Raw genomic sequence first — 24,938 nt, 5'->3', positions numbered from 1 at the left:
GTTCAAGGGTTTCCCTGTCACACGTTCGTGAAATTCAATGGTCCGCGATGCGAGACCGGTCGGGTTTTCCTTGACGGTTCTCGCGGCCGACTGCCACCATCGACGGCATGAAGATGCGACTGGACCTCACGCGGCGACGCCATGTCGACCTCGCGCGCGTCTCCAGCGCCTCCTGTTGCCCCGCGGCCTGATCACCACTCCACGATCCGCCGCGATTTTCCCTTTTCCCGCCTGAATTCACCGCGCCCGCGCTCCCTCTGAGAGCCCGCGCACACCCCTGAATTCGGCGCGCCCGAAAACATTCTCCGCAACAGGAGTTCCGCATGCCCGCGAACCCCGCCCATCCCGCGAAGCCCGTGAAATTCGCCTACTGGGTGCCCAACGTCAGTGGCGGTCTCGTCACCAGCACGATCGAGCAGCGCACCGACTGGGGCTACGACTACAACCGCGAACTCGCCGTCCTCGCCGAGAACAACGGCTTCGAGTACGCCCTCAGCCAGGTCCGCTACATGGCCAGCTACGGCGCCGAGTACCAGCACGAGTCGACCAGCTTCAGTCTCGCCCTGCTGCTCGCCACCCAGCGCCTGAAGGTCATCGCCGCCGTCCACCCCGGCCTGTGGCACCCCGGTGTCCTCGCCAAGCTCGGCGCCACCGCCGACCACCTCTCGGGCGGCCGGTTCGCCGTGAACGTCGTGTCGGGCTGGTTCAAGGGCGAGTTCACCGCCCTCGGCGAGCCCTGGCTGGAGCACGACGAGCGCTACCGCCGCTCCGAGGAGTTCATCACCGCCCTGCGCCGGATCTGGACCGAGGACCACGCCGAACTCGCCGGTGACTTCTACCGGTTGCGTGACTTCTCGCTGAAGCCCAAGCCGCTCAACACCCCCGAGCGGCCGCACCCGGAGATCTTCCAGGGCGGCAACTCCACCGCCGCGCGCGCCATGGCCGGCCGGGTCTCCGACTGGTACTTCTCCAACGGCAAGGACTTCGACGGAGTCGTCGAGCAGCTCACCGACGTCCGCAAGTCCGCCGCCGAAGTCGGCCGCAGGGCCCCGAAGTTCGGCCTCAACGGCTTCCTCATCGCCCGGGACACCGAGGCCGAGGCCCGCGAGACGCTCCGCGAGATCGTCGCCAGGGCCGACACCGAGGCCGTCGAGGGATTCGGTGCCGCGGTGAAGCAGGCGGGCCAGTCCACCGGCGACAAGAAGGGCATGTGGCAGGACTCCTCCTTCGAGGACCTCGTCCAGTACAACGACGGCTTCCGCACCGGCCTGATCGGCACCCCGGAGCAGATCGCGGAGCGGATCGTCGCCTACAAGAAGCTCGGCGTGGACCTCCTCCTGCTCGGCTTCCTGCACTACCACGAGGAGGTCGAGTACTTCGGCACCCGTGTGCTGCCGCTCGTGCGGGAGCTGGAAGCCCGACTCCCCGACTCCGACGCCTGACCCCCCACCCGCGAAAGAGGCCATCCGCATGAGCATCGCCACGCACACCGACTGGCAGACCCGCCCCGCCCCGCGCACCGCCCAGGACTGGATCGCCCGCGCCGCCGAGGTCGCCGCCGTCCTCGCCACCGACGCCGCCGCCCGCGACCGCGCCGGCGCCACCCCCCACGCCGAGGTCCGGCTGCTGAAGGACTCCGGCCTCGTCACCCTGCTCGGCCCCACGGAGCACGGCGGCGCGGGCCAGGACTGGACCACCGCCTACCGGGTGGTCCGCGAGGTCGCCAAGGCCGACGGCTCCATCGGCCAGCTGCTCGGCTACCACTACCTGTGGAACTGGGCCGCCCGCCTGGTCGGCACCCGCGAGCAGTGGGAGCGCGTCGAGGCCGAGGCCGCCCGCAACCGCTGGTTCTTCGGCGGCGCGGTCAACCCGCGCGACAAGGACGTCGTGGTCACCGAGGACGGCGACGACCTCGTCTTCACCGGCCGCAAGTCCTTCTCCACCGGCAGCAAGGTCAGTGACGTCACCGTCCTGGAGGGCGTCCTCGAAGGCACCGACGACCACGTCTTCGCGATCGTGCCCTCCGACTCCGAGGGGCTGACCTTCCACGACGACTGGGACAACATCGGCCAGCGGCTCACCGAGAGCGGTGGCGTCACCCTCGACGGCGTCCGCACCCCCTGGTCGTCGGCGGCCGGCTACGTCGACAAGGTGTTCCGGCCGCGCGTCTACAACACCCTCAACGTCCCCACCATCCAGCTGGTCTTCGTCAACTTCTACCTCGGCATCGCGGGCGGCGCCCTGGAGACGGCCGCCGTCTACACCCGCGAGAAGTCCCGCTCCTGGCTGCACGGCGGCCACGAGCGCGCCGTCGACGAGCCGTACGTCATCGACACCTACGGCGACCTCACCGCCAAGCTCTGGGCGGTCGAGGCCCTCGCCGACGCCGTCGCCGCCGAGGGCCAGGCACTGCACGACGACCCCGACGCGGTCACCGAACAGGCCCGCGGCGACTTCGAGGTCCGCGTGGCCGCGGTCAAGGCCCGCGCCACCGACGTCTCCCTGGAGATCTCCCAGCGGATCTTCGAGGTCACCGGCGCCCGCTCCACCGCCACCGCCGAGGGCCTGGACCGCTTCTGGCGCAACGTCCGCACCCACACCCTCCACGACCCCGTCTCCTACAAGCGGCGCGAGGTCGGCCGCTGGGTCCTCGAAGGCGACCTGCCCGAACCCACCTGGTACTCCTGACCGCTTCCCCCGGGGCGCCCCCTCCTGAACAGGGGGCGCCCCGCCTCCCCTCTCGGAAAGAGGACCGCATGGCCACCGTCCTGTCCGTCTCCGGCAGTCCCTCCGCCTCCTCCCGCACCGGCAGGCTCCTGCGCCACCTCGACGCCCGCCTGGCCGCCCAGGGCCACGAGGTCGTCCCGCTCGACGTGCGCACGATCCCGGCCGAGGCGCTGCTCGGCGCCGACTTCCGTCACCCCGCGATCGTCGAGGCCACCGAGTTGTTCGAGCGCGCCGACGGTGTGGTGATCGGCACCCCCGTCTACAAGGCCGCCTACTCCGGCGTCCTCAAGGCCCTCCTGGACCTGCTCCCGCAGTACGCCCTCGCCGGCAAGACCGTCCTGCCGCTGGCCACCGGCGGCACCACCGCCCATGTCCTCGCCATCGACTACGCCCTGCGCCCCGTCCTGAGCTCGATGGGCGCGGCCCACATCGTGCAGGGCTGGTTCACCCTCGACAAGGACATCACCGCCCACGAGGACGGCACGATCGGCATCGCCCCGACCGCGGCCGAGAACCTCACCCACGTCCTCGACCAGTTCTCCACGGCCCTGGGCCGCACGCCTCTGCTGGCCGCGGCGGGCTGAGACACATGACCGCGAAAGTCATCGCCGACGACGTCGAGGCCCTGACCGTGGCCGAGGCCCTCGCCGCCGAGTTCCGCGCCGGCGCGCCCGAGCGCGACGCCGAACGCAGGCTGCCCCGCGAGGAGGTGGAGCGCCTGTCCGCCTCCGGGCTCCTCGCCGTCACCGTGCCCGCCGAGCACGGCGGCGCCGACGTACGCCAGGAGACCCTCGCCGAGATCTTCCGCCTGCTCGCCACCGCCGACGCGAGCCTCGCCCAGATCCCGCAGAGCCACTTCGTCTACGTCAATGTGATCCGCCGTCAGGGCACCGCGGAACAGCGGGAGTTCTTCCACGGCGAGGTGCTCGCCGGGCGCCGCTTCGGCAACGCCCAGTCGGAGGCGGGCACCCGGCACGTGCAGGACATCCGCACCCGCCTGGAACCCCGCCCCGACGGCTCGTACACGCTGACCGGCGTCAAGCACTACGCCACCGGCGCCCTCTTCGCCGACTGGATCCCGGTGCTGGCCCGCGCCGGGGACGACACCCTGCACGTCGCCTACGTACCCCGGGACGCCCCGGGCCTGACGGTGATCGACGACTGGGACGGCATGGGGCAGCGGACCACGGCCAGCGGCACCGTCCGCCTGGACGGCGTCCCCGTCCCCGCCGACCGGGTCCTGCCGCACCACCTCACCTTCCGGGGACCGCAACTCCACGGAGCCGTCGCCCAGTTGCTGCACGCCGCCATCGACACCGGCATCGCCGGCGGAGCGCTGGCGGAGGCCGCGGAGTTCGTGCGCACCAAGAGCCGCCCGTGGTTCGAGAGCGGCTTCGAGACCGCCGCCGAGGACCCGCTGCTGATCCAGCGGTTCGGTGAACTCGCCGTCGAGACGAAGGCGTCCGAGGCGCTGCTGCGCGAGGCGGCCCGGTCCGTCGACGCGGCCCGCGCCGACCTCACCGACGAGTCCGCCGCCGAGGCCTCCGTCGCGGTCGCCGCGGCCAAGGCGCACGCGGCGCGGACGGCCGTGGAGGTCGCGGGCGCGCTGTTCGAGGTCGCGGGCACCCGTTCCGCGCTCGCCTCCCTCAACCTGCACCGCCACTGGCGCGACGCCCGCACCCACACCCTGCACGACCCGGCCCGCTGGAAGGTCCAGCACATCGGCCGCTACGTCCTGAGCGGCACCAGGCCGCCCCGCCACGGCCTCCTCTGACAGCACCCCACCACCGGATCGGAGCACCCCATGTCCCTCACCTTCCACTGGTTCCTGCCCACCAACGGCGACAGCCGCCATGTCGTCGGCGGCGGTCACGGCACCCCCGCCACCGCCTCGGGACGGGACCGGCCGCCGACGGTCGCCTATCTGAGCCAGATCGCCCGCGCCGCGGAGGACCTTGGCTTCGTGGGCGCGCTCACCCCCACCGGCGCCTGGTGCGAGGACGCCTGGCTGACCACCGCGATGGTCGCCCAGCACAGCGAGCGGCTGAAGTTCCTGGTCGCCTTCCGGCCCGGCTCAGTCTCCCCGACCCTCGCCGCGCAGATGGCCTCCACCTTCCAGCGGCAGACCGGCGGACGGCTGCTCCTGAACGTGGTGACCGGCGGCGAGGGCCAGGAGCAGCGCGCCTACGGCGACTTCCTCGGCAAGGACGACCGCTACCGCCGTACCGGTGAATTCCTGGAGATCGTACGGGGGTTGTGGGAGGGCAAGACCGTCGACCTGCACGGCGAACACCTCCGGGTCGAGGGCGCCGAACTGGCCCGGGTGCCCGAGCCGGTGCCCGAGGTGTACTTCGGCGGGTCCTCGCCGATCGCCGGGGAGATCGCCGCGCGGCACGTCGACGTGTACCTCACCTGGGGGGAGCCGCCGGCCCAGGTCGCCGAGAAGATCGACTGGGTGCGGGGGCTCGCCGCGCGGCAGGGGCGGAGGCTGCGGTTCGGCATCCGGCTGCACGTGATCACCCGGGACACCTCCGCGCAGGCGTGGGCCGAGGCGGAGCGGCTCCTGAAGGGCTTCGACCCCGAGACCGTGAAGTCCGTACAGGCGGGGCTCGCCCGCAGCGAGTCCGAGGGGCAGCGGCGGATGCTCGCCCTGCACGGGGGCGGCAGCCGCGACGGGCTGGAGATCCACCCGAACCTGTGGGCCGGGATCGGACTGGTGCGGGGCGGCGCGGGAACCGCGCTCGTCGGCAGCCACGAGGAGGTCGCCGAGCGGATCAAGGAGTACGCGGCCCTGGGCATCGAGGAGTTCGTGTTCTCCGGCTATCCGCACCTGGAGGAGGCGTACTGGTTCGGGGAAGGGGTGCTGCCGAGGCTCGCCGCGGACGGGCTGTGGCGGCATCCCCACGATGCCCTGGCTGATGGGTCCGTGCTGGTGCCGTTCGCGAGGTGAGAGGGGAGAGGCCACCAGCCAAGCCCCCTCGGGCGCGGGCGCAGCTGGTGGCCTTCATGACTCAGACGGAGTTCAGCACTTGTTGGGCACGTTGCCCGTCTGGCTCCCCTTCAGCAGGCCGCCCCACACCCAGCTCGAACCCGAGCCGAGAAGTACCCACTTGTTGTGGGTGTAGCCATGCTGGCTCACCGTCTCGCCGTAGTCCCAGCAGATGGCGCTGAACCGGTAGTCGGGGCCAACCGTGTAGTTGATGTCGCACTGGGTGGACGCACAACTGCGGACGTTCGCGGTGGTCCATGTATAGACCCAGGTGTTGGCGGCGATCCGGTCGGAGTCCGCTGCCCGGGCGCCCCGGTCGGTGGGCGCTGCCGCCGCGGCGGGCGCGGACATCCCCGCGGCGGCCAGCAGCCCTGCCGCGATCGTCGTGATGACCTTGGCTCTCATATGCACGAGATGAGTCCCCCTGTTGCAGTTGTTCTGCTGGGATATCCAGCGTGAAAGACGCTAACGGGCACGAGTCGGCCCAGTTAGTCATGTACGCGCCAATGCGGGACTGGGAGGTGACGCTCCGCTACGCCTGACCGGTAACGGTGTCGCGGGTATCCGAGCAGGGAGTTTTCCCGACGGTACGGCGACCGGCAGCCAACTGATGTCGAGCCGGCGCCGGATGGTCGACCGTCTGTGAGGAACCGGAGCGGCACGTCTTCACTTCACCGGTCGCTCAGCACCTTTATGGCATGGGCATGTCGGATATGAAACGGCTGCCGGGGCATGGCGGGATTCCGCCCTGAGCCCGGCGGTCAGGCGCCGCGCGAGTGTCCGAGCTGGGCGAGGCCGCCTCCCAGAGCCCGCAGATGGGCCTCGCGTGACTCCTTCGTCTGGCCCTGGACCATGAGGAACAGGGCTTCCCTGGCCAGGCGTTGGGGCTTGCCGGTGAGACTCATCGCGCGGCCGCCCCCGGCCACCACCGCCGCGGTGGTGGCCGCTTGGAGGACCGTGTAGGACTGGGTGCGCAGGGCCAGGCGGTCCTCCAGGCGCTCGTGCGGGGCGCAGTGGTCGGCGAGGGCGTACGCCTGGTCGCGCACGGCGGTGAGGCGGGCGCGGAAGGGTCCGGCCGTCGCGTCGTCCAGGAGGGCGAGCGCCGCCTCGGCGACTCCGAAGACCGCCGGGGAGGCGTTCACCGTCTTCGGCCCGTCCGCCGCGGCCCACTCCTCGTACGGCTGCCGGAGGATGACCGCCTCCTCCGGCAGCCACAGCCCGTCCAGCTCCAGGGAGACCGTGCGGGCGGCGGTCAGGGCGGCCAGGCGCATCGGCGGGGACGCGCGCAGGCCGGGCTGTTCGCGGGCCTCGGTGAAGGCGAAGAGGACCTCGTCGGACTCGGTGACACCGGCGAGCAGCATCACGTCGTTGAGGCCCCAGCCGGTGAACCAGGGCACCGTCCCCTCGAAGCGCCAACCGTCGCGGGTCCGGACGGCACGCACGGGGATGCGCGGGTGGGCCCGCAGATGGGCGTAGGCCACCCCGGCGAGCAGCTCGCCGCGGGTCAGCGGGCCCAGCAGCCGGTCCCGGGCCGGGGACCCGCTCTTCGCCAGCATCGCCACCGGTGTGTGGTGCTGGGTCTGCACGAACCAGGTCGAGCAGCACGCCCCGGCCAGGATCTCCGCGGTCTCCCGCGCGACCGCGGCAGGGACGCCGCCGTACTCCTCGGGCGCGCTCACCGCGAGCAGCCCGGACCGTTTCACCGCGTCGATGTGACCGACGGGGACTCCCTCCTGGTCGACGCGTTCGGAGTGCGGGGCGAGCAGATCGTCGGCGAGGCGGCGGGCGCGGGCGACGAGGGGGTGGCGAGCGCTGGTCATGAGGGTGATTCTCGCGAGAGCACGGGCCGGGGTGGGGAAGGCGGCACCTCTGTGACGGACCGGCCACGGAAAGTAGTTCGGGCGCGGCGGAATTTGTTTTGGCACCTGAAAGGTTGCAATATACATCTGCTCCGATCGTCAGACCCGAGAGCGAGACCCGAGACCCGCCCGCCGGCCGACAGGCCCGCGCTTCTCCCAGTGAGGCACCGTGAACCACCCCGGCCCCGAGCAGCCCGCCGACGTCGTCGCCCGGCTGCGCGCCACCTTCCGCACCGGCCGCACCAAGCCCGTCGAGTGGCGTACGACCCAACTGCGCAGGCTCCGCGAGATGCTCACGGAGAACGGCGCGGACCTGGCCGCCGCCCTCCACGCCGACCTGGGGAAGAGCTCCGCCGAGGCCTTCCGCACCGAGATCGACTTCACCGTCCGCGAGATCGACCACACCCTGGACCACCTCGCCGACTGGCTGCGCCCCGAGTCCGCCCCGGTCCCGGCCCACCTCGGGGGCGACGCGCGGGCCTGGACGCAGTACGATCCGCTCGGCGTCGTGCTCGTGATCGCCCCCTGGAACTACCCCCTCCAGCTCCTGCTGGCCCCCGTGGTCGGCGCCCTGGCCTCGGGCAACGCCGTGGTCGCCAAGCCGAGCGAGCTGGCCCCCGCCACCTCCGCCGCCGTGGCCCGCCTGCTGCCCTCCTACCTGGACACCGACGCGGTCGCCGTCGTCGAGGGCGGCATCCCCGAGACCACGGCCCTGCTGGCCGAGCGCTTCGACCACATCTTCTACACCGGCAACGGCACCGTGGGCCGCATCGTCATGCGCGCCGCCGCCGAGCACCTCACGCCGGTCGCCCTCGAACTGGGCGGCAAGTCCCCGGCGTTCGTGGACCGCGACACCGACCTCGACGTCGTCGCGGACCGGCTGGTCCGCGGCAAGTTCCTCAACGCCGGGCAGACCTGCGTCGCCCCCGACTACGTCCTGACCGACCCCGCCACCGCCGCGGCCCTCGAACCCGCCCTCGTCCGCGCGGTCGAGGCGGTCTTCGGCACCGACCCGTCGGCGTCCGGCGAGTACGGCCGCATCGTCAACGAGCGGCACTTCGACCGGCTGACCGGGCTCCTCGACTCCGGCCGCACGGTCGTGGGCGGCGACAGCGACCGTACGGTGAAGTACCTCGCGCCCACCGTCCTCGCCGACGTCGCCCCCGAGTCGCCCGTCATGCGGGAGGAGATCTTCGGGCCGATCCTGCCGATCGTGACCGTCCCCGGCCTGGACGAGGCGATCGACTTCATCAACGACCGCGACAAGCCGCTCGCCCTGTACGTCTTCACCGAGTCCGACGGCGCCCGGGCGCGGATCGCCGCCGAGACGTCCTCCGGCGCGATCGGGTACGGCCTGCCCCTCGCCCATCTCACCGTCTCCGACCTGCCGTTCGGCGGGGTGGGGGAGAGCGGCATGGGCAGCTACCACGGCCGCTACTCGATCGAGACGTTCAGCCACCGCAAGGCGGTCCTGGAGAAGCCGCTCGGCTGAGAGGACGCCCTGGACCCACGCCGTCGGGCTCACGGTGTCGGACTCACGCCGTCGGGCTCACGGTGACGGGCTCATGCCGCCGCGGTGGGCCTGCGACCCCGCACGGCCCAGGCGCGCGCCGCGAGCGCGATCGTGCCGTCCGGCCGGGTCGGCACCGCCGCCCGCAGCGTCTCCCGCAACCGGGCCCGTACGGCCGAGGGCAGTGCCGCCGCATATGCGGGAGCCGGGCCCTGGCCCGCCAGGAACGGCTCCCACAGGTCGTCGAAGTCGGCGAAGAGGGTCGGGACCGTGAGCGGGGCGACGGCCGTCTCCACGAGCCCCGCCCCCTCCCAGAGCGCACGCAGGGGCTCCGGGGCGCACAGCGGGAACCGGCCGCCCTCGTCCAGCGCCGCCGACGCGGGATCCACCTCGACCGCCGCGTCCCAGAAGTGGCGCAGGAACCCCATGCCCCCGGCGTAGTCCCACACATAGGCCGCGACCAGCCCGCCCGGCCGCACCGCGCGCGCCCACTCGGCCACCGCGACACCCGGCTCGGGCAGGAAGTTCACGACGAGCCCGCCGACGGCCACGTCGAAGGCGGCGTCGGGCACCGGCAGGGCCTGCGCGTCGGCCACGACGAAGCGCGCCGGGGCAGGAGCCGAGGCGTGAGCGGTGGCCGCGAACCCGGGAGACCGCTCCACACCGAGCAGCGTCCGGGGGCGGCACCGGGCGGCCACGGCCGAGGTCAGCGCCCCCGGGCCGCAGCCCACGTCCAGCCAGCGCGCACCGGCCCCGCAGTCGAGCCACGACACGAAACCGTCCGCGACGAGACGGCTCCACCGGCCCATGTAGCGCTCGTAGGCGTCGCCGGCCGACCACACGTCGAAGTGCTTCTCGGTCACCACGTCACCTTCCCCGACCCCCTCGGTGCCCGCAATTCCCCGGGCCCGAGGGAGTTGACTGGTCTACACCCTTGACTGGTACAGACCAAAAGAGTTGAGTGTGCGGCACCACCCCCCACCACGGCCGCGCCCACGCCGTGACCGGCCCCGCCGGCACGTGCGGACCAGGCCCGGCTCAGCCCTGCCCTGCCCCGGGTGCGGCCGTGCTCCACAAAGGAGTTGATCCTGTGTCGAGACGCCGTATCTCCGCCGTGGTCACCGCTCTCCTCCTCGGCGCCGCCGCGCCGGTGCTGCTGCCGGCCGCCCCTCCCGCGTCCGCCGCCGTGGCGCCCGCCGCGAGCTTCGTGGTCACCGAGGCGCAGTTCAACCAGATGTTCCCGAACCGGAATTCCTTCTACACCTACCGCGGTCTCACCGCCGCGCTCGGCGCCTACCCCGGCTTCGCCACCACCGGAAGCGACACCGTGAAGAAGCAGGAGGCGGCCGCCTTCCTCGCCAACGTCAGCCACGAGACCGGCGGACTGGTCCACGTGGTCGAGCAGAACACCGCCAACTACCCGCACTACTGCGACTGGAGCCAGTGGTACGGCTGCCCGGCCGGACAGGCCGCCTACTACGGGCGCGGACCGATCCAGCTCAGCTGGAACTTCAACTACAAGGCCGCGGGCGACGCCCTCGGCATCGACCTCCTGAACAACCCGTGGCTGGTGCAGAACGACGCGGCCGTGGCCTGGAAGACGGCCCTGTGGTACTGGAACACCCAGAGCGGGCCCGGCACGATGACCCCGCACAACGCGATGGTGAACCAGGCCGGCTTCGGACAGACCATCCGCTCCATCAACGGCTCCCTGGAGTGCGACGGCAAGAACCCGGCACAGGTCCAGAGCCGTGTGGACGCCTACCGCCGCTTCACCCAGATACTCGGGACGAGCACCGGGGCCAACCTGTACTGCTGACGGCCGTACAGAAGTTCGCAAAAGGCGTTCAGCGGCAGGTCGGGCATGTGTCAGACTCCGCCGATGAGCTCCGAAACGATCACCGCGGACGCCGCGGGCACCTTCAAACTCGGCGACCACACCGTCAGCCGTATCGGCTTCGGCGCGATGCGGCTGACGGGCAGTGCCGCCTTCCACCTCGGCACCGCGAGCGACCGGGAACGGTCGATCGCCGTACTGCGCAGGGCGATCGAACTCGGCGTCAACCACATCGACACGGCCGCCTTCTACTTCTCCTCGCTGCGCTCCGCCAACGAGATCATCAACAGTGCGCTGGCCCCGTACCCCGACGACCTCCTGATCGTCACCAAGGTCGGCCCCTTCCGGAACTACTCCGGGGACTGGGGCGCCTCCGCCCGCCCCGACGACCTGCGCGGCCACGTCGAGGAGAACCTGCGCCAGCTCGGCCGCGACCACCTCGACGTCGTCAACCTCCGCCGGATGCGGCAGGACTCGATCGCCGAGCACTTCGGCGCCCTGGCGGAGCTGCGCGAGGAGGGCCTGATCCGGCACCTCGGCCTCTCCGACGTCGAACCCCGCCACCTGGAGGAGGCGCAGGCCATCGCGCCGGTGGTGTGCGTGCAGAACCGGTTCGGGCTCGACCGCCGGGACCCCGCCACCGACGAACTCCTGCGGATCTGCGGCGAACAGGGCATCGCCTTCGTGCCGTTCTACGCCATCGCCGGGGAGGGCGCCGCCCAGGGCGCCACCGGCACCCATGACGACGCGGTCCTCGCCGTGGCCCGGGCGCACGACGCGAGCCCCGCCCAGATCCGCCTCGCCTGGACCCTCCACCAGGGCCCCCACGTCCTGGCCATCCCGGGCACGGGCAACCCCGACCACCTCGTCGAGAACGTCGCCGCGGGCGCCGTCCGGCTCACCGACGAGGAACTGGACACGCTCAACACCCTGCACGGGCAGGCGGGCTGAGCCGCGCGAACCCGGCGCCCGCGTCCGCCCGAGGAAGGAGAATCGCCCCCATGGCCTTCATCTACCGCACCACCCTCAAGCCCACCAAGCTCGAACTGCTCACCCCCTGGCTGCCCACCCGCTCCTGGTACTCCGGCGGCGCCACCCCCGAGTTGAACAAGGCCGGCGGCTTCCGGCTGGACGACCCGGAGGGCGAGGTGGGGATCGAGTTCATGGTGGTCACCGACACCTCCGGCACCGACACCTCCGGCACCGGGCCGTCCGCCCACCTGGTGCCGCTCACCTATCGCGGCGCCCCGCTGGAGGGAGCCGAGCACGCCCTGATCGGCACCATGGAGCACGGGGTGCTCGGCCCGCGCTGGGTCTACGACGGCTGCCACGACCCGGTGCTGGTGGCCCAGCTGCTCGCCCTGTTCGAGGGCCGGGCCGAGGCGCAGGCCCAGAGCATCACCGACACCCCCGACCGGGAGGTCACCCACTCCTGCGACGGCCCCGCCCCCTCCGGCCTCCCCGCCGCGGTCACCGACGACGAGAAGACCACCGAGCTGTCCTTCCCGCAGGGCACGACGCTCCGCGTGCACCGCGTTCTGCGCCCCGCCCCGGACACCACGCCCGGCACCACCGGACAGGTCTCCGGAGCCTGGGACGCACCGGACGGCACCCGCGAGCGCGAGGTGTTCGCCGTACTCCGCGACGGAACGCTCGCTTAGGCCCAGGGACGGTTCAGGCCAGCCGCTCGCGCAGGAAGGGCACGGTGCTCTCCCAGGCGCGGGCGGCCGACTCGGCGTGGTAGACCGGGCGGCCGTCGTTGAAGAAGGCGTGGTCGGCCGGGTAGAGGCGGAAGTCCGGGGCGATGCCCGACTGCCGCTCGATCGTCTCGGCCAGCTGCTCCACGGTCTCCTTCGGGATGCTCTGGTCGAGCTCGCCGAAGTGCCCCAGGACCTGGGCCTTCAGCCCCGAGAAGTCGGGCGCCTCGCCCTGGATCACGCCGTAGAAGGGCACGGCGGCGCTCACCCGGGGGTCGGCCGCGGCGAGGTACAGGACGAAGCCGCCGCCCATGCAGAAGCCCACCGCGCCGACGGTCTCCGAGGTGACCTCGGGCAGCGACAGCAGATGGTCGACGGCGCCGGAGAGCAGCTCGACCCCGCGGGCCACCGGCAGGTCCCGCATCATCCGCAGGGCCTCCTGGCTCTCGTGGGCCACGTTGCCGCCGTAGAGGTCGGGGGCGAGGGCGACGAAGCCCTCCCGCGCGAGCCGGTCGGCGACGTCGGCGATGTGGTCGGTCAGACCCCACCACTCCTGGATGACGATGACACCCGGACCGCGTCCCGAGGGCGGCAGCGCCAGATAGCCGTGGGCGGTGGTTCCGCCGCTGGGGAAGGTGACGTTCTGGTGGGCGGGGGCTCCGGTCGACTTCGGCCGTTCGGTCATGGCGCTCGACTCCTGTGCGGCAGTCCGGTGATGGGTGCGCCGGGGCCGGGACCCCGGCAGTGATCACCACCCTGTCACGCCCCGCGCGCGCCGCCGACGGCACCCCCGAGGACACCTCCCGCCCCGGACTGGCGCCCCCGAAGTTTTACGTATAACCTCTCCCGTCAACCACCCGGTCCGAAAGGTTTCGATGAGACGCCTCGCCCTGGTCACCCTTGTCGTCGACGACTACGACGAGGCGATCCGCTTCTACACCGAAGCCCTCGGTTTCCACCTGGTCGAGGATGCCCCGCGCCCCGACGGCTCCCGCTGGGTCGTGGTCCGCCCGGACGCCCGTCGGGCCGGCACCGACCTGCTGCTGGCCCGCGCCAAGGACGAGGACCAGCGGACCCGCGTCGGCGACCAGACCGGCGGGCGCGTCGGCTTCTTCCTGCACACCGACGACTTCGCCCGCGACCACGCCCGCATGCTCGCCGCCGGTGTGACCTTCCTGGAGGAGCCCCGTCACGAGCCCTACGGCTCGGTCGCCGTCTTCCAGGACCTGTACGGCAACCGCTGGGACCTGCTCCAGCCCGCAGACTGACCCTCCCGCTCCGAACCACCCGTCCAAGGAAAGCTCCACCCATGACTGCTACGCGCGTAGACGCCGATGTGATCCGCCGCCTCCCCAAGGCCGTCCTGCACGACCACCTCGACGGCGGTCTGCGCCCCGCCACCCTGGTGGACCTCGCGGACGCGGTCGGCCACCCCCTGCCCACCACCGACCCGGACGAGCTCGCCGCCTGGTACGTGGAGGCCGCGAACTCCGGCGACCTGGTGCGCTACATAGCCACCTTCGAGCACACCCTCGCCGTGCTGCAGACCCGCGAGGGCCTGCTGCGCGCGGCCGAGGAGTACGTCCTGGACCTGGCCGCCGACGGTGTCGTCTACGGCGAGGTGCGCTACGCCCCCGAGCTGAACACCCGGGGCGGGCTGACCATGAGCGAGGTCGTGGAGACCGTGCAGGAGGGCCTCGCCGCCGGTATGGCGAAGGCGGCGGCCGCGGGCACCCCGGTCCGGGTCGGCACCCTGCTGTGCGGCATGCGGATGTTCGACCGGGTGCGCGAGGCCGCCGACCTCGCCGTCGCCTTCCGCGACGCCGGTGTCGTCGGCTTCGACATCGCCGGCGCCGAGGACGGCTTCCCGCCCGCCGACCACCTCGCCGCCTTCGAGCACCTGCGCCGCGAGAACGTGCCGTTCACCATCCACGCCGGCGAGGCGCACGGTCTGCCCAGCATCCACCAGGCCCTCCAGGTGTGCGGCGCCCAGCGCATCGGCCACGGGGTCCGCATCACCGAGGACATCCCCGACCTCGCGGCGGGCAAGCTCGGCCGGCTGGCGGGCTGGGTGCGCGACCACCGTGTCGCGCTGGAGATGTGCCCGACCTCCAACCTCCAGACGGGTGCGGCCACTTCGATCGCCGAGCACCCGATCACCGCCCTGAAGGACCTGGGCTTCCGGGTCACCCTCAACACCGACAACCGGCTGGTGTCGGGCACCACGATGACCCGGGAGATGTCCCTGCTGGTTCAGGAGGCGGGCTGGACCGTCGAGGACCTGCGCACGGTCACGGTGAACGCCCTCAAGAGCGCCTTCCTCCCGTACGACGAGCGCAAGGCCCTCATCAAGGACGTCGTCCTGCCGGGCTACGCGCTCTGAAGCAGCCCCCGGACATAGGCGGCCTGTCCGATGTGCTCAAGATCGTCGGACAGGACGCTGACCAGCCGGACGCCGAGGCTGACCGGCGGATCCCAGCCCTCGTCGACGATGCGCTCGTAGTCCTTCGCGGTCAGCCCGCGCAGATACCCGAGGGTCTGCTCGTGCACCGCGTCGTAGTACCCGGTCAGCAGGTCCCCGGAGTCGACCCGCACCTTGGCGACCTGCGCCGCGGTGTGTCCGTAGCCGGTGTCCCGGGCGGGCAGGTCGAGGCCGAAGCGCTTCTCCCAGCCCTGGGACAGCCACACCTGGTCGAGCCCGGAGGCGTCGGCCACGTGGTCGTCCTGGATCCGGGTGAGGTGCCAGACCAGCCAGGCGATGGAGTTGGCGTCGCTCTCGGGCCGGGCGTTGAGGCCGTCGGGGTCCAGGCCCTCGACGGTGGCGTGGACCTCTTCCTGGATGCGGTTGTACGCGTCGATGAGGATGTCCTTGGCATGCATGCACCCCACCTTCGCGCATCCGGGCCGGTTATGCGCCCTCCGTCTCCAGAAGCGCCATGAGCGCCCGCGCCGCCGGGCTGGTGGCCTGGGCGGGCGGCAGCAGGGCGACCGTCTCGTACACGGTCTCGCCGGTGCCCTTGACCGGGAGGGCGGTCAGCGACCGCCGCTTGTCCCTGAAGTGCCGCGGTACGACGGCGATGCCGAGGTTCTCGTCCACCAGGTCCAGCAGACTGTGCACGTCGTTGACCTCCAGGGCCACACCGCGGTGCACGCCCGCCACGGCGAAGGCGGCGTCCGTGGTGCGGCGCGGCCCCCAGTCGGGGTGGAAGTCGACGAACACCTCGTCGCCCAGGTCCTCGGGCGTCACGGCGGCCCCGGCCGCCGCGAGCCGGTGGCTGGGATGGCACAGCACGGTCATCGGCTCGCTGCTCAGCGGTACGGCGCGCAGCTGGTCGGCGTTCTCCCGGGCCCCCCGCACGGCGAAGGCCAGGTCGAGGCGGCCGGCCGCGACCTCCTCCGCGAGCGCGCCCGAGCCCGCCTGCCGCAGACAGATCTCCACGTCGGGGTGCTGTCGCCGGAACGCGGCCAGCAGCCCCGCCACGTGCACCCCGGCGATGCACTGCTCGGACCCGACGGCGAGCATGCCCCGCAGCACCCCCTGCACCGCGGCCACCGCCTCGTGGGCCGAGCGCACCTGTGCGAGGATCCGTTCCGCCTCGGTCAGCAGGGCCCGGCCGGCCGGGGTGAGCGTCACCCGGCGGGTGGTCCGTACGAACAGGGGCGTCTGGAGCTCCCGCTCCAAGGCCCGGATGGAGGCGGACAGACCGGACTGGGACACCATCAGCCGCTCGGCGGCCCGGGTGAAGTGCTGGTCCTCGGCGACCGCCACGAAGTGCTGAAGATGGCGCAGTTCCATGATTGAGAAGCTTATCCGCTCAATTCCATCGGATTCTTCTGTTGGACCAATGCCCCCAGGTCGCGAAAGAGTGGGCACCAATCGTGTCAACCCCTCTGGAGTCGCGTTGTACACCGCACACACCGACCGCTACGCGGACATGCCCTACCGGCGCACCGGACGCAGCGGCCTGAAACTTCCCGCGATCTCGCTCGGCCTGTGGCACAACTTCGGCCCGGCGGACCGTACCGTCGAGACCCAGCGGGCCATCCTGCGCCGCGCCTTCGACCTCGGTGTCACCCACTTCGACCTCGCCAACAACTACGGCCCGCCCCCCGGCGCCGCCGAGTCCGCGCTCGGCGAGGCCCTGAAGGCCGACTTCGCGCCGTACCGCGACGAGCTGATCATCTCGTCCAAGGCCGGCTACCTGATGTGGCCCGGCCCGTACGGCGAGTGGGGCTCCCGCAAGTACCTGCTGTCCTCGTTGGACCAGAGCCTCACCCGCATGGGCCTGGACTACGTCGACATCTTCTACTCGCACCGCCCCGACCCGGAGACTCCGCTGGAGGAGACGATGGGTGCCCTGCACTCCGCGGTCCAGCAGGGCAAGGCGCTCTACGTCGGCATCTCCAACTACTCCGCCGAGCAGACCCGTGAGGCCGCCCGCATCCTCGGCGAGCTGGGCACCCCGCTGCTCATCCACCAGCCGCGCTACTCGATGCTCGACCGCCGTCCCGAGGACGAGGGCCTGCTGGACGCGCTGGACGAGCTCCAGGCCGGCTCCATCGTCTTCTCCCCGCTGGAGCAGGGTCTGCTGACCGGCCGCTACCTCGACGGCATCCCGGAGGACTCCCGGGCGGCGAGCGACAGCCCCTTCCTGAACTCGGAGGCCGTCACCGAGGAACTGGTGGGCCGGCTGCGCTCCCTGGACGACATCGCCAAGTCCCGCGGGCAGACGCTGGCCCAGCTGGCGCTGGCGTGGGTGCTCCGCGGCGGCCGCGTGACCTCCGCGCTGGTCGGCGCGAGCAGCGCGCAGCAGATCGAGGACAGCGTCGGCGCCACCCGCAACCTGGACTTCGACGAGGAGGAGCTGGCCCGGATCGACGCGATCGTCAGGGTCTGATCCACGGGGGCTCCCCGGCCCACGGACGACCGCGGCGGGGCCGCCGAGCACTGCGCTCGGCGGCCCCGCCGCGGTGCGTCAGCCGATCCGCTCCTGGAGCCGCACGGTCACCTCGTCGCCGGCCTCCTTGCCGATGGCCCGGCGCACCTCCGCCTTCACCGGCAGCATGTGGGTGCCGTCTCCGAGAGCCATGAAGGAGCTCTGGAAGGGGTGCCCGTCGATCGTCCCGCGGACCTTGACCAGTCCCCGGGTGCCGAAGTACTCCACGGAGGCCGGCCAGCGGACACAGGTCCAGCCGCCCTTGCCTTCGTTCTTGCTCAGGACCGCGGTGAACTCCGCGTCCACTTCTCCGGGCGCGTGCTGTTCTCCGGTCGTAGCCATGACGTCCTCCGCTCGTGGTGGTCCCCCTGCTCAAGAGACCGCCGCGAGCGGCGGAACTCATCGCCGGGCCCCACCGCTCAGGCGGCCCCGGCCGGGACCCGGTCCAGGAAGCCGAGCACGGTCACGATCCGGCCGTCCGCGTCCAGCGTGATCACGTCGGAGCCGGCCACCGGCGCCGATCCGTCGGTTTCGTTCACCAGTTCCCAGGAGAAGCGGGCCGTGTCGTGGTGGCCGTCGACCCGGCCGGCGAGCCGGAAGACGAAGCCCGGGAACTGCTCGTGAGCGGCGGCGATCACGGCGGCGAGCCCGTCATGGCCGGTGACGTCGGCCAGGGGGTCGGTGTAGGTGCCGTCCATGGTCCAGGCCGCCGCGACCGCCTTGGCCCGCGCCTGGGGCTCCCGGGCGTTCCACGCCTCGAAGTAGCGGGCGACGGCACTGTCGTAACGATCGGTGTTCGCGGGCATGGGCGATCAACCTCCATCGAGGACACAACTGCTGGTCGGACCCCGGATCCGTGCTTTTGGCGACCCGGTACCGCAACCATGCCCGCGGCGCCCCGGACGGTCGATTACCGCTCAGGTAATGACGGTGGTGACATGCTCTCGCCATTTTTCGGCCAAGCCTGGTGGTGAATATGCCAGGAGACTGGCCGGAAAGATGTGGTGACAGTGTTTCAGTAGTGAACATACTCGTCTGCTAGGGCCTTCACTGCCGGCGAAGGCTCCGTCACCCACAGCGCATGAGCCGCGCGCACAGCAGACGAGCCGCACCGAAAGCGAGGCCCGGCCGACCGGCCGGCGGAGCAACGGGGGAGTGGATCGTGCACGACGAGTTCTTATGCCACGTCACGGGGTACGGCACCTGCGACGGCCGGCGCATCGGTGTCCCCCTCGGCACGTACCGGGCCCCGACCCTCGCCCTCGCCCTGTGGTGGCTGCGTGACCGGGCCTCGTGGATCGCCGACCGCCTGGACCCCCTGCCCGAGGCTCCGCACTACCCGGCCGGAGCCCTCGTCCCGGTGGCCGACACCGTGCTCGACGTGCCCGCCGTACTGCGCGTCTGGTGCGCCGACATGGCCCAACAGGAGCTGGTGGCCGACGAGTTGGCCGCCGGTCGGCTGGTGCGGATCGCCGCGTGCGACGACACCACCGAGTACGAGCTGTTGGCCGAGTCCGTGGACGCGCTGCGGATGCAGCGGATGGCCTCGGCCCTCTTCACCCCCGTCGCCTGACCGGTTCGGAAGCGCCGCACCAGGCGCACATATGGACTAATCGGTAGAATTCTGGCATGGCGGAGCGGCCGGTCGCACCCACGGCGCCCGAACTCGTCCTGGAGACCGATTCCGGCTCCACGGTGATGAGCCCGGGCCACGACTACCACGTGGGGCGCGACCCCTCGAGCGACATCGTCATCGACGATGTCCGGGTCTCGTGGCACCACGCGGTGCTGCGACCCGAGGCCGACCACTGGACGCTGGAGGACGAGAACAGCACCAACGGCACCTACGCCGACGGCCGCCGCGTCCACGAGTGGGACGTCGGACCCGGCAGCGTGATCCGCTTCGGCAGCCCCGCCGACGGCCCGTGCGCCGTCCTGGCGAACCTCCCGCCCCCGGCCCCGGAACGCCCCTCGGCGGTCTCGATGCCCGGCCTGACCGGTACCTTCCGGCAGCCCACGACCGTACGCCCGCTGCCCACCCGGACCGTCCGCATCGGCCGGGCCGACGACAACGACCTGGTCATCGACGACCTGGTGGTCTCCCGCCGGCACGCGGAACTGCGCGCCCTGCCCGACGGGACGTACGAGATCGTCGACCTCGGCAGCCACAACGGCACCTTCCTCAACGGCCTGTCCGTCACCCGCGCCCCGGTCGGCCCCGGCGACATCGTCGGCATCGGCCACTCCGCGTTCAGCCTGGTCGGCGACCAGCTGCAGGAGTACGTCGACACCGGCGAGGTCTCCCTCGACGTGCAGGACCTCACCGTCGCCGTCGACCACGGCCGCAAGACGCTGCTCGACGGTGTGTCGTTCCCGGTGGGGGAGAAGTGCCTGCTCGCGGTCGTCGGCCCGAGCGGCGCGGGCAAGTCCACGCTCCTCAACGCCCTCACCGGCCAGCGCCCCGCCGACCACGGCACGGTCCTCTACGACGGCCGCGACCTCTACCGCGACTACGCCGAGCTGCGCCAGCGCATCGGCCTGGTCCCCCAGGACGACATCCTGCACGCCCAGCTGACCGTCCGCAGCGCCCTGTCCTACGCCGCCGAACTGCGCTTCCCGCAGGACACCGCCAAGGCCGAGCGCCGGGCCAGGGTCGACGAGGTGATCGGGGAACTCGGCCTGGAGCAGCGCGCCGGACAGCCCGTGCACAGCCTGTCGGGCGGACAGCGCAAGCGGGTCAGCGTGGCCCTGGAGCTGCTGACGAAACCGTCCCTGCTCTTCCTCGACGAGCCGACCTCCGGCCTGGACCCCGGCATGGACCGCTCGGTGATGCACATGCTGCGCGGCCTCGCCGACGACGGCCGCACGGTCATCGTCGTCACCCACAGCGTCATGAGCCTCGACGTCTGCGACCGGCTCCTGGTCCTCGCCCCCGGCGGGCGGATCGCCTACTACGGACCGCCCGAGGACGCCCTGTCCTACTTCGGCTTCACCGAGTGGCCGGAGGCCTTCGAGGCCTTCGAACGGGACCGCGACCGGGACTGGGCGGGGGAGTTCCACACCTCCGCCGCCCGCCGCCGCTACGTCCAGGACGCCACCGCCCAGCCCCGCCGGCCGCGCGAGGGACCGGTGGTCATCACACCCCCGGCCCGCCCCCGCAGCCGCTCCGCCCAGCTCCGCACGCTGGTCCGGAGGTACGCGGCCGCGCTGAGCGCCGACCGCACCTTCCTCGCCATCATGATCGCACTGCCGTTCGTGATGGGCGCCATGGCCCGCGCCCTGGCCGGCAGCAGGCTGACCCAGGAGACGGCGATGAACGCGCTGCTCATCCTGTGCGTCGGCGGAGTCCTCACCGGCGCGGCCAACGCCGTACGCGAACTGGTCAAGGAACGGGTGATCTACCGGCGTGAACGGGCCGTCGGGCTGTCCAGATCGGCGTACCTGATGTCCAAGGTCGTGGTCCTCGGCACGATCACCGTGGTGCAGGCCGTGGTGCTCACCCTGGTCGCGCTCCTGGGCGTCGATCTCAACGCGCCCGGCGGCGAGGGCGTGGTGATGCCGCCCCTTGCCGAGATCACCGTCGGCGTCGCCCTGCTGGCGTTCACGGCGATGATGCTCGGCCTGCTGGTCTCCGCGCTGGTGCGCAAGGAGGAGGTGACGATGCCGCTGCTGGTGCTCCTCGCCATCGTCCAAGTGGTGTTCTGCGGCGCCCTGTTGAAGCTCGACGGCGTGCCGGGTCTTGAGCAGCTGTCCTGGCTGGTGCCCTCGCGGTGGGCGCTCGGCGCGATGGCCGGCACCATCGGCCTGGCCCGGATCGTCCCCGGCGAACTGACCGGCGATCCCCTCTTCCGGCACTCGGCCGGGGTGTGGCTGCTGAACATCGCCATGCTGATCGTGCTCTCGGCGGTCTTCGGCTACGTCGTCGCCCGGCTGCTGCGCCGGCACGAGCCCGCCGTGATGCGGAAGTAGGGCCGCGATGACGACCCCCGGCTTCCGGCCCACCCACGTCGTCCCCCAGCACGGCATGCCCGCCTGGGAGGCGCCCGACCCCGCCCGGCCCACCGTCCCCCTCGACGCCCTGCTGCCGGTCCAGCTCGTCGAGCGGCTCGGCGACTGGGCCCGTGTCCTGTGCGCCAACGGCTGGTCCGCCTGGGTCGACGGCCGCCACCTGGTCACCGTCCCCCAGGACCCGCCGCTCACCGGCGCCCCTCTCACCCACGCCGCCGACCCCCGCCCCCTGCTCGTCCGCACCGAACAGACCCTGGCCCGCTACCGGGCCGCGGTCGAGCAACTCATGACCGGCACCCTGGAGGGCGAGGCCTTCCACGTCCGCACCCGGGGCCTGCGGATCGGTGTCGTCGTGGACGGGGAGTCCCTGTGGCTCTACGACACCGACCAGGCCCGCTGGGTGTACGCGGACGGCACCCGGCTGAGCACCTACGCCACCGACGAGGCACCCCGCGCCACCGCGGATCCCGGCCGCGACGACGGCCCGCGCACCGCCGCACCGGCCCCCGCGGCTCCCGGCCACCCGCCGACCCAGGTCGTGACGCCCGATGGCGCGTGAGACGAGCCTGTTCTCGGGCCGCCCCTCCGAACTGGTCGGGCAGCAGGTCGCCGGCTACCGCATCGAGCGCGAGATCGGCCGCGGCGGCATGGCCGTCGTCTACCGGGCCCGGGACCTGCGCCTGGACCGCGCCGTCGCGCTCAAGCTGCTCGCGCCGGAACTCGCCCGCAACGACACCTTCCGCCGCCGCTTCACCCACGAGTCCCATGTGGCCGCCGCGATCGACCACCCCAACATCGTGCCGGTCTTCGAGGCGGGCGAGACGGACGGCGTCCTGTACATCGCGATGCGCTACGTCCCCGGCAGCGACCTGCGCCACCTCCTGGACCGCGACGGCCCCCTGCCCCTGGCGACCGCGGTCCGGATCGCCGCCCAGGTCGGTTCCGCGCTGGACGCGGCCCACGAGCACGGCCTGGTCCACCGGGACGTCAAGCCCGGCAACATCCTGGTGGCCCGCGGCACCGACAGCGACCACCCCGAGCACGTCTACCTCACCGACTTCGGCCTGACGAAGAAGTCCCTGTCCCTGACCGGCTTCACGACGGTCGGCCAGTTCGTCGGCACCCTCGACTACGTGGCCCCCGAGCAGATCTCCGGCCGCCCGGTCGACGGCCGCTGCGACGTCTACGGCTTCGCCTGCGTCGTCTACGAGGTCCTGGCGGGCCGCCCGCCCTTCCGCCGCGACGACGACATGGCCCTGCTGTGGGCCCACCAGTACGACGAGCCGCCGCCCCTGTCCGAGTCCCGCCCCGGCCTCGCCCCGCACCTCGACGCGGTCTTCGCCCGGGCCCTCGCCAAGAGCCCCGACGACCGGTACGACTCCTGCCTCGCGTTCGTCGCCGCCCTGCGCGGCGCCCCGGCGGGTGGTCACCCGGCCACCGAGGTCGCCCTGGACGTCGTGGCGGCGGGGGAGGGGCGGGCGAAACCGCCACCGCGGTGGGCCGAGCCGGTCTTCCGGGAACGCTGAGCCGTCAGCCTCCGGGAGCATTGAGCCGTCAGCCCTGGCCGAGGCCGCCCAGGGGCACCCGCCGGACCAGCACCCTGCGGTGGGAGACGCGCCAGCCGTCGGCGGTCCGCACCACGGTGTCCTCGTACGTCACGGACCCGCACGAGCCGTCCGCCATGACTCCCAGGCCCTTGGAACGGGCCCGCACCTCGTCCTCGGCCACCTCCTCGACGACCACGTTGGTCACGTGGTGGGCGACGGGGTTCGCCGCCCCCAGGGCGAGGGCCGCCGCGGTGAGCGCGTCGAGCCCGGTGATCTCGCCCTGGCCGAAATCGGACAGGTCGTACACGACGTCCGGAGTGAAGACCTCGCCCGAGCGCTCCAGCTCGCCGCCGTCGACCAGGTGCCCGTGCAACGCGATCAACTCCGTGACGGCCAGCCGGTCTTCGAGTGCCAACGCCATCTGCTGCCCCTTCCTCGACCGGAGGCACCCTCCCATGATCGAGGTCACCGTTTCCAGCCGTTTCCGGCCGCACCCCGCCGTCGCACCGGCCGTGCCAGCAGCGCCCCGAGAAAGCCGGTGACCAGCCCCCACGGCACGGCCAGGCCCACCGCGGTCCACAGCTCCGGCTTCAGGAACAACTGCCCGCCGAGGCCGCCCAGGTCGCCGATGCCGAGCACCGACAGGCCGTAGCGGGCGGAGATGCGGCCGACCAGGCAGACCATGAGCACCGTGAGGGCGAGGGCGACCGCCATGTGCACCGCGTGCTGCCAGGCGCGCATCCGGGCGGGCGAGCGGGCCGCCATCACGAACGCGGCCGCGAGCAGCAGGAGCGCGTCGACGACCACCAGCCACCACACCCGGCCGTCGTACTCGGCCAGGCTGCCCAGATCGAGCGCGGCGGTGTCCGAGGAACGCAGCACCTGGTCCAGCACATGCGGCATGGGCAGCCCGAACGGTCCCTCCACGCGGCCGTTCCAGGTCGCCCCGAGACCGACGGTGAGCGTGAGCCACACGAGGTTCGGCATGCCGAGCAGCACCACCGCCAGGGTCTCGGCCGCGTGGCCGCGGGTCGCCGCGACCACGAGCGCGACGAGCGTGCCGAGGGTGACCCAGGCGAGCAGCAGGACGACCATGGCGTAGGCGGCGGGCCGTACCGACTCCTGGAACCGCAGCAGCCCGGCCGGCAGCGGCGCCCCGCGCGACACCAGCAGGGCCAGCACCAGCACCCCGGCCGCCCAGAACAGGCCGAACAGCAGGGTCGAGGGCACGTCGGTGGTGAAGCCCACCCTCGGCGTGACCCCGAACAGGTCCGTGATGTCGCCGAGCGAGGAGTCCCCGACCGAGAGCGTGAACATCTTCCGGGACGCGTAGGCCAGGGCGAGCAGCGCGAGCAGCCAGAGCACGAGGATACGGGCGGCCCAGCCCGCCAGCTCCGAGGCGCCGGCGACGGCCCGGTGCCGCAGCGGGCGCAGGAAACCCGCGGCGAGCGCCAGCGCACCCGCGAGCGTGACCGACAGTGGGATCACCGTGAGTCCGCCCCGGGTGTCGGCCAGCGCTCCGGCGTCCCCCGCCAGCTCGACCGTGCCGCCGACGGCGGTGACGACGGTCGCCGCGACCACCCGGGGAAAGGCGTTGTCCGGCAGGTCTGCCGCGCCCGCCGCCCACAGTCCCAGCGCGGCGGACACCCCCATGGCGATCAGCGCGGCCAGCACGGTCGCCAGGGCGTGCAGCCAGCCGTGACGGGCGACGACGGCCTGGTCGGAGGGGGTTCGGACACTCACGCTGCCACGCTAAGCAGCCTGCGGGCCGGGCGCCCGCCGGGAGGTCCGTCCGATTCGGCTTGCGGGCGGGGCGGGACCGGAGCA

The 24,938-nt window shown here is 72.2% G+C and carries 27 protein-coding genes; 17 read left to right on the top strand and 10 right to left on the bottom strand.

The genetic code is table 11. The features are described 5' to 3' along the window. Positions 1 to 107: 107 nt before the first annotated feature. The 6 genes from K4B79_RS48760 (at position 108) to K4B79_RS41315 (ending at position 5,677) form a co-directional block, all read left to right on the top strand. Positions 108 to 191: a putative leader peptide gene (locus tag K4B79_RS48760; protein ID WP_356352894.1), complete on the top strand. Its 84-nt coding sequence runs from the start codon at positions 108 to 110 to the stop codon at positions 189 to 191. 132 nt (positions 192 to 323) lie between these two features. Then, entirely contained in the window at positions 324 to 1,442 is a 1,119-nt protein-coding gene (gene sfnG / locus K4B79_RS41335) for a dimethylsulfone monooxygenase SfnG (RefSeq protein WP_232032595.1), read from the top strand. Positions 1,443 to 1,470: 28 nt separating this feature from the next. Continuing rightward, on the top strand, positions 1,471 to 2,688 hold the full coding sequence (locus tag K4B79_RS41330; protein WP_232032594.1) for an acyl-CoA dehydrogenase family protein: 1,218 nt from the start codon (positions 1,471 to 1,473) through the stop codon (positions 2,686 to 2,688). Between the two features lie 68 nt (positions 2,689 to 2,756). Continuing rightward, positions 2,757 to 3,311: an NADPH-dependent FMN reductase gene (gene ssuE / locus K4B79_RS41325; RefSeq protein WP_232032593.1), complete on the top strand. Its 555-nt coding sequence runs from the start codon at positions 2,757 to 2,759 to the stop codon at positions 3,309 to 3,311. A gap of 5 nt (positions 3,312 to 3,316) precedes the next feature. Then, positions 3,317 to 4,501, top strand: coding sequence for an SfnB family sulfur acquisition oxidoreductase (locus K4B79_RS41320; protein ID WP_232032592.1), 1,185 nt, complete (start codon positions 3,317 to 3,319; stop codon positions 4,499 to 4,501). Between the two features lie 30 nt (positions 4,502 to 4,531). Continuing rightward, on the top strand, positions 4,532 to 5,677 hold the full coding sequence (locus K4B79_RS41315) for an LLM class flavin-dependent oxidoreductase (RefSeq protein WP_232032591.1): 1,146 nt from the start codon (positions 4,532 to 4,534) through the stop codon (positions 5,675 to 5,677). Between the two features lie 72 nt (positions 5,678 to 5,749). On the opposite strand, the gene K4B79_RS41310 is transcribed toward K4B79_RS41315, so the two are convergent. Together K4B79_RS41310 and K4B79_RS41305 are read right to left on the bottom strand one after the other, a co-directional pair. Further along, the gene (locus K4B79_RS41310; RefSeq protein ID WP_232032590.1) at positions 5,750 to 6,121 is read right to left on the bottom strand and encodes a hypothetical protein; all 372 of its coding nucleotides are present in this window, start codon (positions 6,119 to 6,121) and stop codon (positions 5,750 to 5,752) included. 356 nt (positions 6,122 to 6,477) lie between these two features. Then, entirely contained in the window at positions 6,478 to 7,536 is a 1,059-nt protein-coding gene (locus K4B79_RS41305) for an acyl-CoA dehydrogenase family protein (protein ID WP_232032589.1), read from the bottom strand. A 208-nt stretch (positions 7,537 to 7,744) separates the two neighbouring features. On the opposite strand from K4B79_RS41305, the gene K4B79_RS41300 reads away from it, so the two are divergent. Continuing rightward, the gene (locus tag K4B79_RS41300) at positions 7,745 to 9,067 is read left to right on the top strand and encodes an aldehyde dehydrogenase family protein (protein ID WP_232032588.1); all 1,323 of its coding nucleotides are present in this window, start codon (positions 7,745 to 7,747) and stop codon (positions 9,065 to 9,067) included. Between the two features lie 71 nt (positions 9,068 to 9,138). Here K4B79_RS41300 and K4B79_RS41295 read toward each other — a convergent pair whose 3' ends face one another. Next, entirely contained in the window at positions 9,139 to 9,948 is an 810-nt protein-coding gene (locus tag K4B79_RS41295) for a class I SAM-dependent methyltransferase (RefSeq protein ID WP_232032587.1), read from the bottom strand. A gap of 227 nt (positions 9,949 to 10,175) precedes the next feature. Between K4B79_RS41295 and K4B79_RS41290 the strand changes: the two genes are divergently transcribed. From K4B79_RS41290 to K4B79_RS41280, 3 genes are all read left to right on the top strand, one after another. Next, positions 10,176 to 10,904: a chitinase gene (locus tag K4B79_RS41290; RefSeq protein ID WP_232032586.1), complete on the top strand. Its 729-nt coding sequence runs from the start codon at positions 10,176 to 10,178 to the stop codon at positions 10,902 to 10,904. A gap of 63 nt (positions 10,905 to 10,967) precedes the next feature. Next, positions 10,968 to 11,873, top strand: coding sequence for an oxidoreductase (locus K4B79_RS41285; protein ID WP_232032585.1), 906 nt, complete (start codon positions 10,968 to 10,970; stop codon positions 11,871 to 11,873). Positions 11,874 to 11,923: 50 nt separating this feature from the next. After that, complete coding sequence (locus K4B79_RS41280) at positions 11,924 to 12,583, top strand: maltokinase N-terminal cap-like domain-containing protein (RefSeq protein ID WP_232032584.1); 660 nt, start codon at positions 11,924 to 11,926, stop codon at positions 12,581 to 12,583. A 13-nt stretch (positions 12,584 to 12,596) separates the two neighbouring features. Here the strand turns inward: K4B79_RS41280 and K4B79_RS41275 are convergent, their stop codons facing one another. After that, positions 12,597 to 13,304, bottom strand: coding sequence for a dienelactone hydrolase family protein (locus tag K4B79_RS41275; RefSeq protein ID WP_232032583.1), 708 nt, complete (start codon positions 13,302 to 13,304; stop codon positions 12,597 to 12,599). Between the two features lie 190 nt (positions 13,305 to 13,494). On the opposite strand from K4B79_RS41275, the gene K4B79_RS41270 reads away from it, so the two are divergent. Next, positions 13,495 to 13,887 carry a VOC family protein gene (locus K4B79_RS41270; RefSeq protein ID WP_232032582.1) on the top strand — a complete coding sequence of 131 codons (393 nt, stop codon included), beginning with the start codon at positions 13,495 to 13,497 and terminating at the stop codon, positions 13,885 to 13,887. A 41-nt stretch (positions 13,888 to 13,928) separates the two neighbouring features. Further along, a complete protein-coding gene (locus K4B79_RS41265; protein WP_232032581.1) occupies positions 13,929 to 15,002 on the top strand; it encodes an adenosine deaminase in 1,074 nt (357 codons plus the stop codon). Here K4B79_RS41265 and K4B79_RS41260 read toward each other — a convergent pair. Next, the gene (locus K4B79_RS41260; RefSeq protein WP_232032580.1) at positions 14,990 to 15,499 is read right to left on the bottom strand and encodes a mycothiol transferase; all 510 of its coding nucleotides are present in this window, start codon (positions 15,497 to 15,499) and stop codon (positions 14,990 to 14,992) included. The two genes, K4B79_RS41265 and K4B79_RS41260, sit on opposite strands and share 13 nt — an antisense overlap. 28 nt (positions 15,500 to 15,527) lie before the next feature. Continuing rightward, the gene (locus K4B79_RS41255; RefSeq protein WP_232032579.1) at positions 15,528 to 16,415 is read right to left on the bottom strand and encodes a LysR substrate-binding domain-containing protein; all 888 of its coding nucleotides are present in this window, start codon (positions 16,413 to 16,415) and stop codon (positions 15,528 to 15,530) included. 106 nt (positions 16,416 to 16,521) lie between these two features. Here K4B79_RS41255 and mgrA point away from each other — a divergent pair, with 106 nt between their 5' ends. Then, positions 16,522 to 17,517 (top strand): L-glyceraldehyde 3-phosphate reductase, encoded by a 996-nt coding sequence (mgrA, locus tag K4B79_RS41250; RefSeq protein ID WP_232032578.1) that lies wholly within the window; start codon positions 16,522 to 16,524, stop codon positions 17,515 to 17,517. 78 nt (positions 17,518 to 17,595) lie between these two features. Here mgrA and K4B79_RS41245 read toward each other — a convergent pair whose 3' ends face one another. Continuing rightward, positions 17,596 to 17,898 (bottom strand): DUF1905 domain-containing protein, encoded by a 303-nt coding sequence (locus K4B79_RS41245; RefSeq protein WP_232032577.1) that lies wholly within the window; start codon positions 17,896 to 17,898, stop codon positions 17,596 to 17,598. 77 nt (positions 17,899 to 17,975) lie between these two features. Further along, positions 17,976 to 18,362: a nuclear transport factor 2 family protein gene (locus K4B79_RS41240; RefSeq protein WP_232032576.1), complete on the bottom strand. Its 387-nt coding sequence runs from the start codon at positions 18,360 to 18,362 to the stop codon at positions 17,976 to 17,978. 356 nt (positions 18,363 to 18,718) lie between these two features. Here K4B79_RS41240 and K4B79_RS41235 point away from each other — a divergent pair, with 356 nt between their 5' ends. Genes K4B79_RS41235 through K4B79_RS41220 form a run of 4 tightly spaced genes read left to right on the top strand, consistent with a single transcriptional unit; the run spans position 18,719 to position 23,090 of the window. Continuing rightward, positions 18,719 to 19,129, top strand: a complete 411-nt coding sequence (locus K4B79_RS41235) for a hypothetical protein (protein WP_232032575.1) — start codon at positions 18,719 to 18,721, stop codon at positions 19,127 to 19,129. 56 nt (positions 19,130 to 19,185) lie between these two features. Continuing rightward, on the top strand, positions 19,186 to 21,525 hold the full coding sequence (locus K4B79_RS41230; protein WP_232032574.1) for an ABC transporter ATP-binding protein/permease: 2,340 nt from the start codon (positions 19,186 to 19,188) through the stop codon (positions 21,523 to 21,525). Positions 21,526 to 21,532: 7 nt separating this feature from the next. Then, entirely contained in the window at positions 21,533 to 22,123 is a 591-nt protein-coding gene (locus K4B79_RS41225; RefSeq protein WP_232032573.1) for a hypothetical protein, read from the top strand. Further along, positions 22,113 to 23,090: a serine/threonine-protein kinase gene (locus K4B79_RS41220; RefSeq protein WP_232032572.1), complete on the top strand. Its 978-nt coding sequence runs from the start codon at positions 22,113 to 22,115 to the stop codon at positions 23,088 to 23,090. The genes K4B79_RS41225 and K4B79_RS41220 overlap by 11 nt, the downstream gene beginning before the upstream one ends. A 28-nt stretch (positions 23,091 to 23,118) precedes the next feature. On the opposite strand, the gene K4B79_RS41215 is transcribed toward K4B79_RS41220, so the two are convergent. Next, positions 23,119 to 23,532, bottom strand: coding sequence for a nuclear transport factor 2 family protein (locus K4B79_RS41215; RefSeq protein ID WP_232032571.1), 414 nt, complete (start codon positions 23,530 to 23,532; stop codon positions 23,119 to 23,121). Positions 23,533 to 23,576: 44 nt separating this feature from the next. Further along, on the bottom strand, positions 23,577 to 24,854 hold the full coding sequence (locus tag K4B79_RS41210) for a streptophobe family protein (protein ID WP_232032570.1): 1,278 nt from the start codon (positions 24,852 to 24,854) through the stop codon (positions 23,577 to 23,579). Between the last annotated feature and the right edge of the window lie 84 nt (positions 24,855 to 24,938).

This window comes from Streptomyces lincolnensis (assembly GCF_021173675.1).
Taxonomy (GTDB): domain Bacteria; phylum Actinomycetota; class Actinomycetes; order Streptomycetales; family Streptomycetaceae; genus Streptomyces; species Streptomyces lincolnensis_B.
This window is presented reverse-complemented; position numbering and strand designations above follow the sequence as displayed.

Coding starts and splice junctions, on each gene's coding strand:
- K4B79_RS48760 (WP_356352894.1), top strand. CDS start 108: ATGAAGATGCGACTGGACCTCACGCGGCGACGCCATGTCGACCTCGCG.
- K4B79_RS41280 (WP_232032584.1), top strand. CDS start 11,924: ATGGCCTTCATCTACCGCACCACCCTCAAGCCCACCAAGCTCGAACTG.
- K4B79_RS41260 (WP_232032580.1), bottom strand. CDS start 15,499: ATGCATGCCAAGGACATCCTCATCGACGCGTACAACCGCATCCAGGAA.
- K4B79_RS41240 (WP_232032576.1), bottom strand. CDS start 18,362: ATGCCCGCGAACACCGATCGTTACGACAGTGCCGTCGCCCGCTACTTC.
- K4B79_RS41315 (WP_232032591.1), top strand. CDS start 4,532: ATGTCCCTCACCTTCCACTGGTTCCTGCCCACCAACGGCGACAGCCGC.
- K4B79_RS41320 (WP_232032592.1), top strand. CDS start 3,317: ATGACCGCGAAAGTCATCGCCGACGACGTCGAGGCCCTGACCGTGGCC.
- K4B79_RS41225 (WP_232032573.1), top strand. CDS start 21,533: ATGACGACCCCCGGCTTCCGGCCCACCCACGTCGTCCCCCAGCACGGC.
- K4B79_RS41265 (WP_232032581.1), top strand. CDS start 13,929: ATGACTGCTACGCGCGTAGACGCCGATGTGATCCGCCGCCTCCCCAAG.
- K4B79_RS41255 (WP_232032579.1), bottom strand. CDS start 16,415: ATGGAACTGCGCCATCTTCAGCACTTCGTGGCGGTCGCCGAGGACCAG.
- K4B79_RS41215 (WP_232032571.1), bottom strand. CDS start 23,532: ATGGCGTTGGCACTCGAAGACCGGCTGGCCGTCACGGAGTTGATCGCG.
- K4B79_RS41245 (WP_232032577.1), bottom strand. CDS start 17,898: ATGGCTACGACCGGAGAACAGCACGCGCCCGGAGAAGTGGACGCGGAG.
- ssuE (WP_232032593.1), top strand. CDS start 2,757: ATGGCCACCGTCCTGTCCGTCTCCGGCAGTCCCTCCGCCTCCTCCCGC.
- K4B79_RS41230 (WP_232032574.1), top strand. CDS start 19,186: ATGGCGGAGCGGCCGGTCGCACCCACGGCGCCCGAACTCGTCCTGGAG.
- K4B79_RS41310 (WP_232032590.1), bottom strand. CDS start 6,121: ATGAGAGCCAAGGTCATCACGACGATCGCGGCAGGGCTGCTGGCCGCC.
- K4B79_RS41330 (WP_232032594.1), top strand. CDS start 1,471: ATGAGCATCGCCACGCACACCGACTGGCAGACCCGCCCCGCCCCGCGC.
- K4B79_RS41305 (WP_232032589.1), bottom strand. CDS start 7,536: ATGACCAGCGCTCGCCACCCCCTCGTCGCCCGCGCCCGCCGCCTCGCC.
- sfnG (WP_232032595.1), top strand. CDS start 324: ATGCCCGCGAACCCCGCCCATCCCGCGAAGCCCGTGAAATTCGCCTAC.
- K4B79_RS41270 (WP_232032582.1), top strand. CDS start 13,495: ATGAGACGCCTCGCCCTGGTCACCCTTGTCGTCGACGACTACGACGAG.
- K4B79_RS41285 (WP_232032585.1), top strand. CDS start 10,968: ATGAGCTCCGAAACGATCACCGCGGACGCCGCGGGCACCTTCAAACTC.
- K4B79_RS41220 (WP_232032572.1), top strand. CDS start 22,113: ATGGCGCGTGAGACGAGCCTGTTCTCGGGCCGCCCCTCCGAACTGGTC.
- K4B79_RS41275 (WP_232032583.1), bottom strand. CDS start 13,304: ATGACCGAACGGCCGAAGTCGACCGGAGCCCCCGCCCACCAGAACGTC.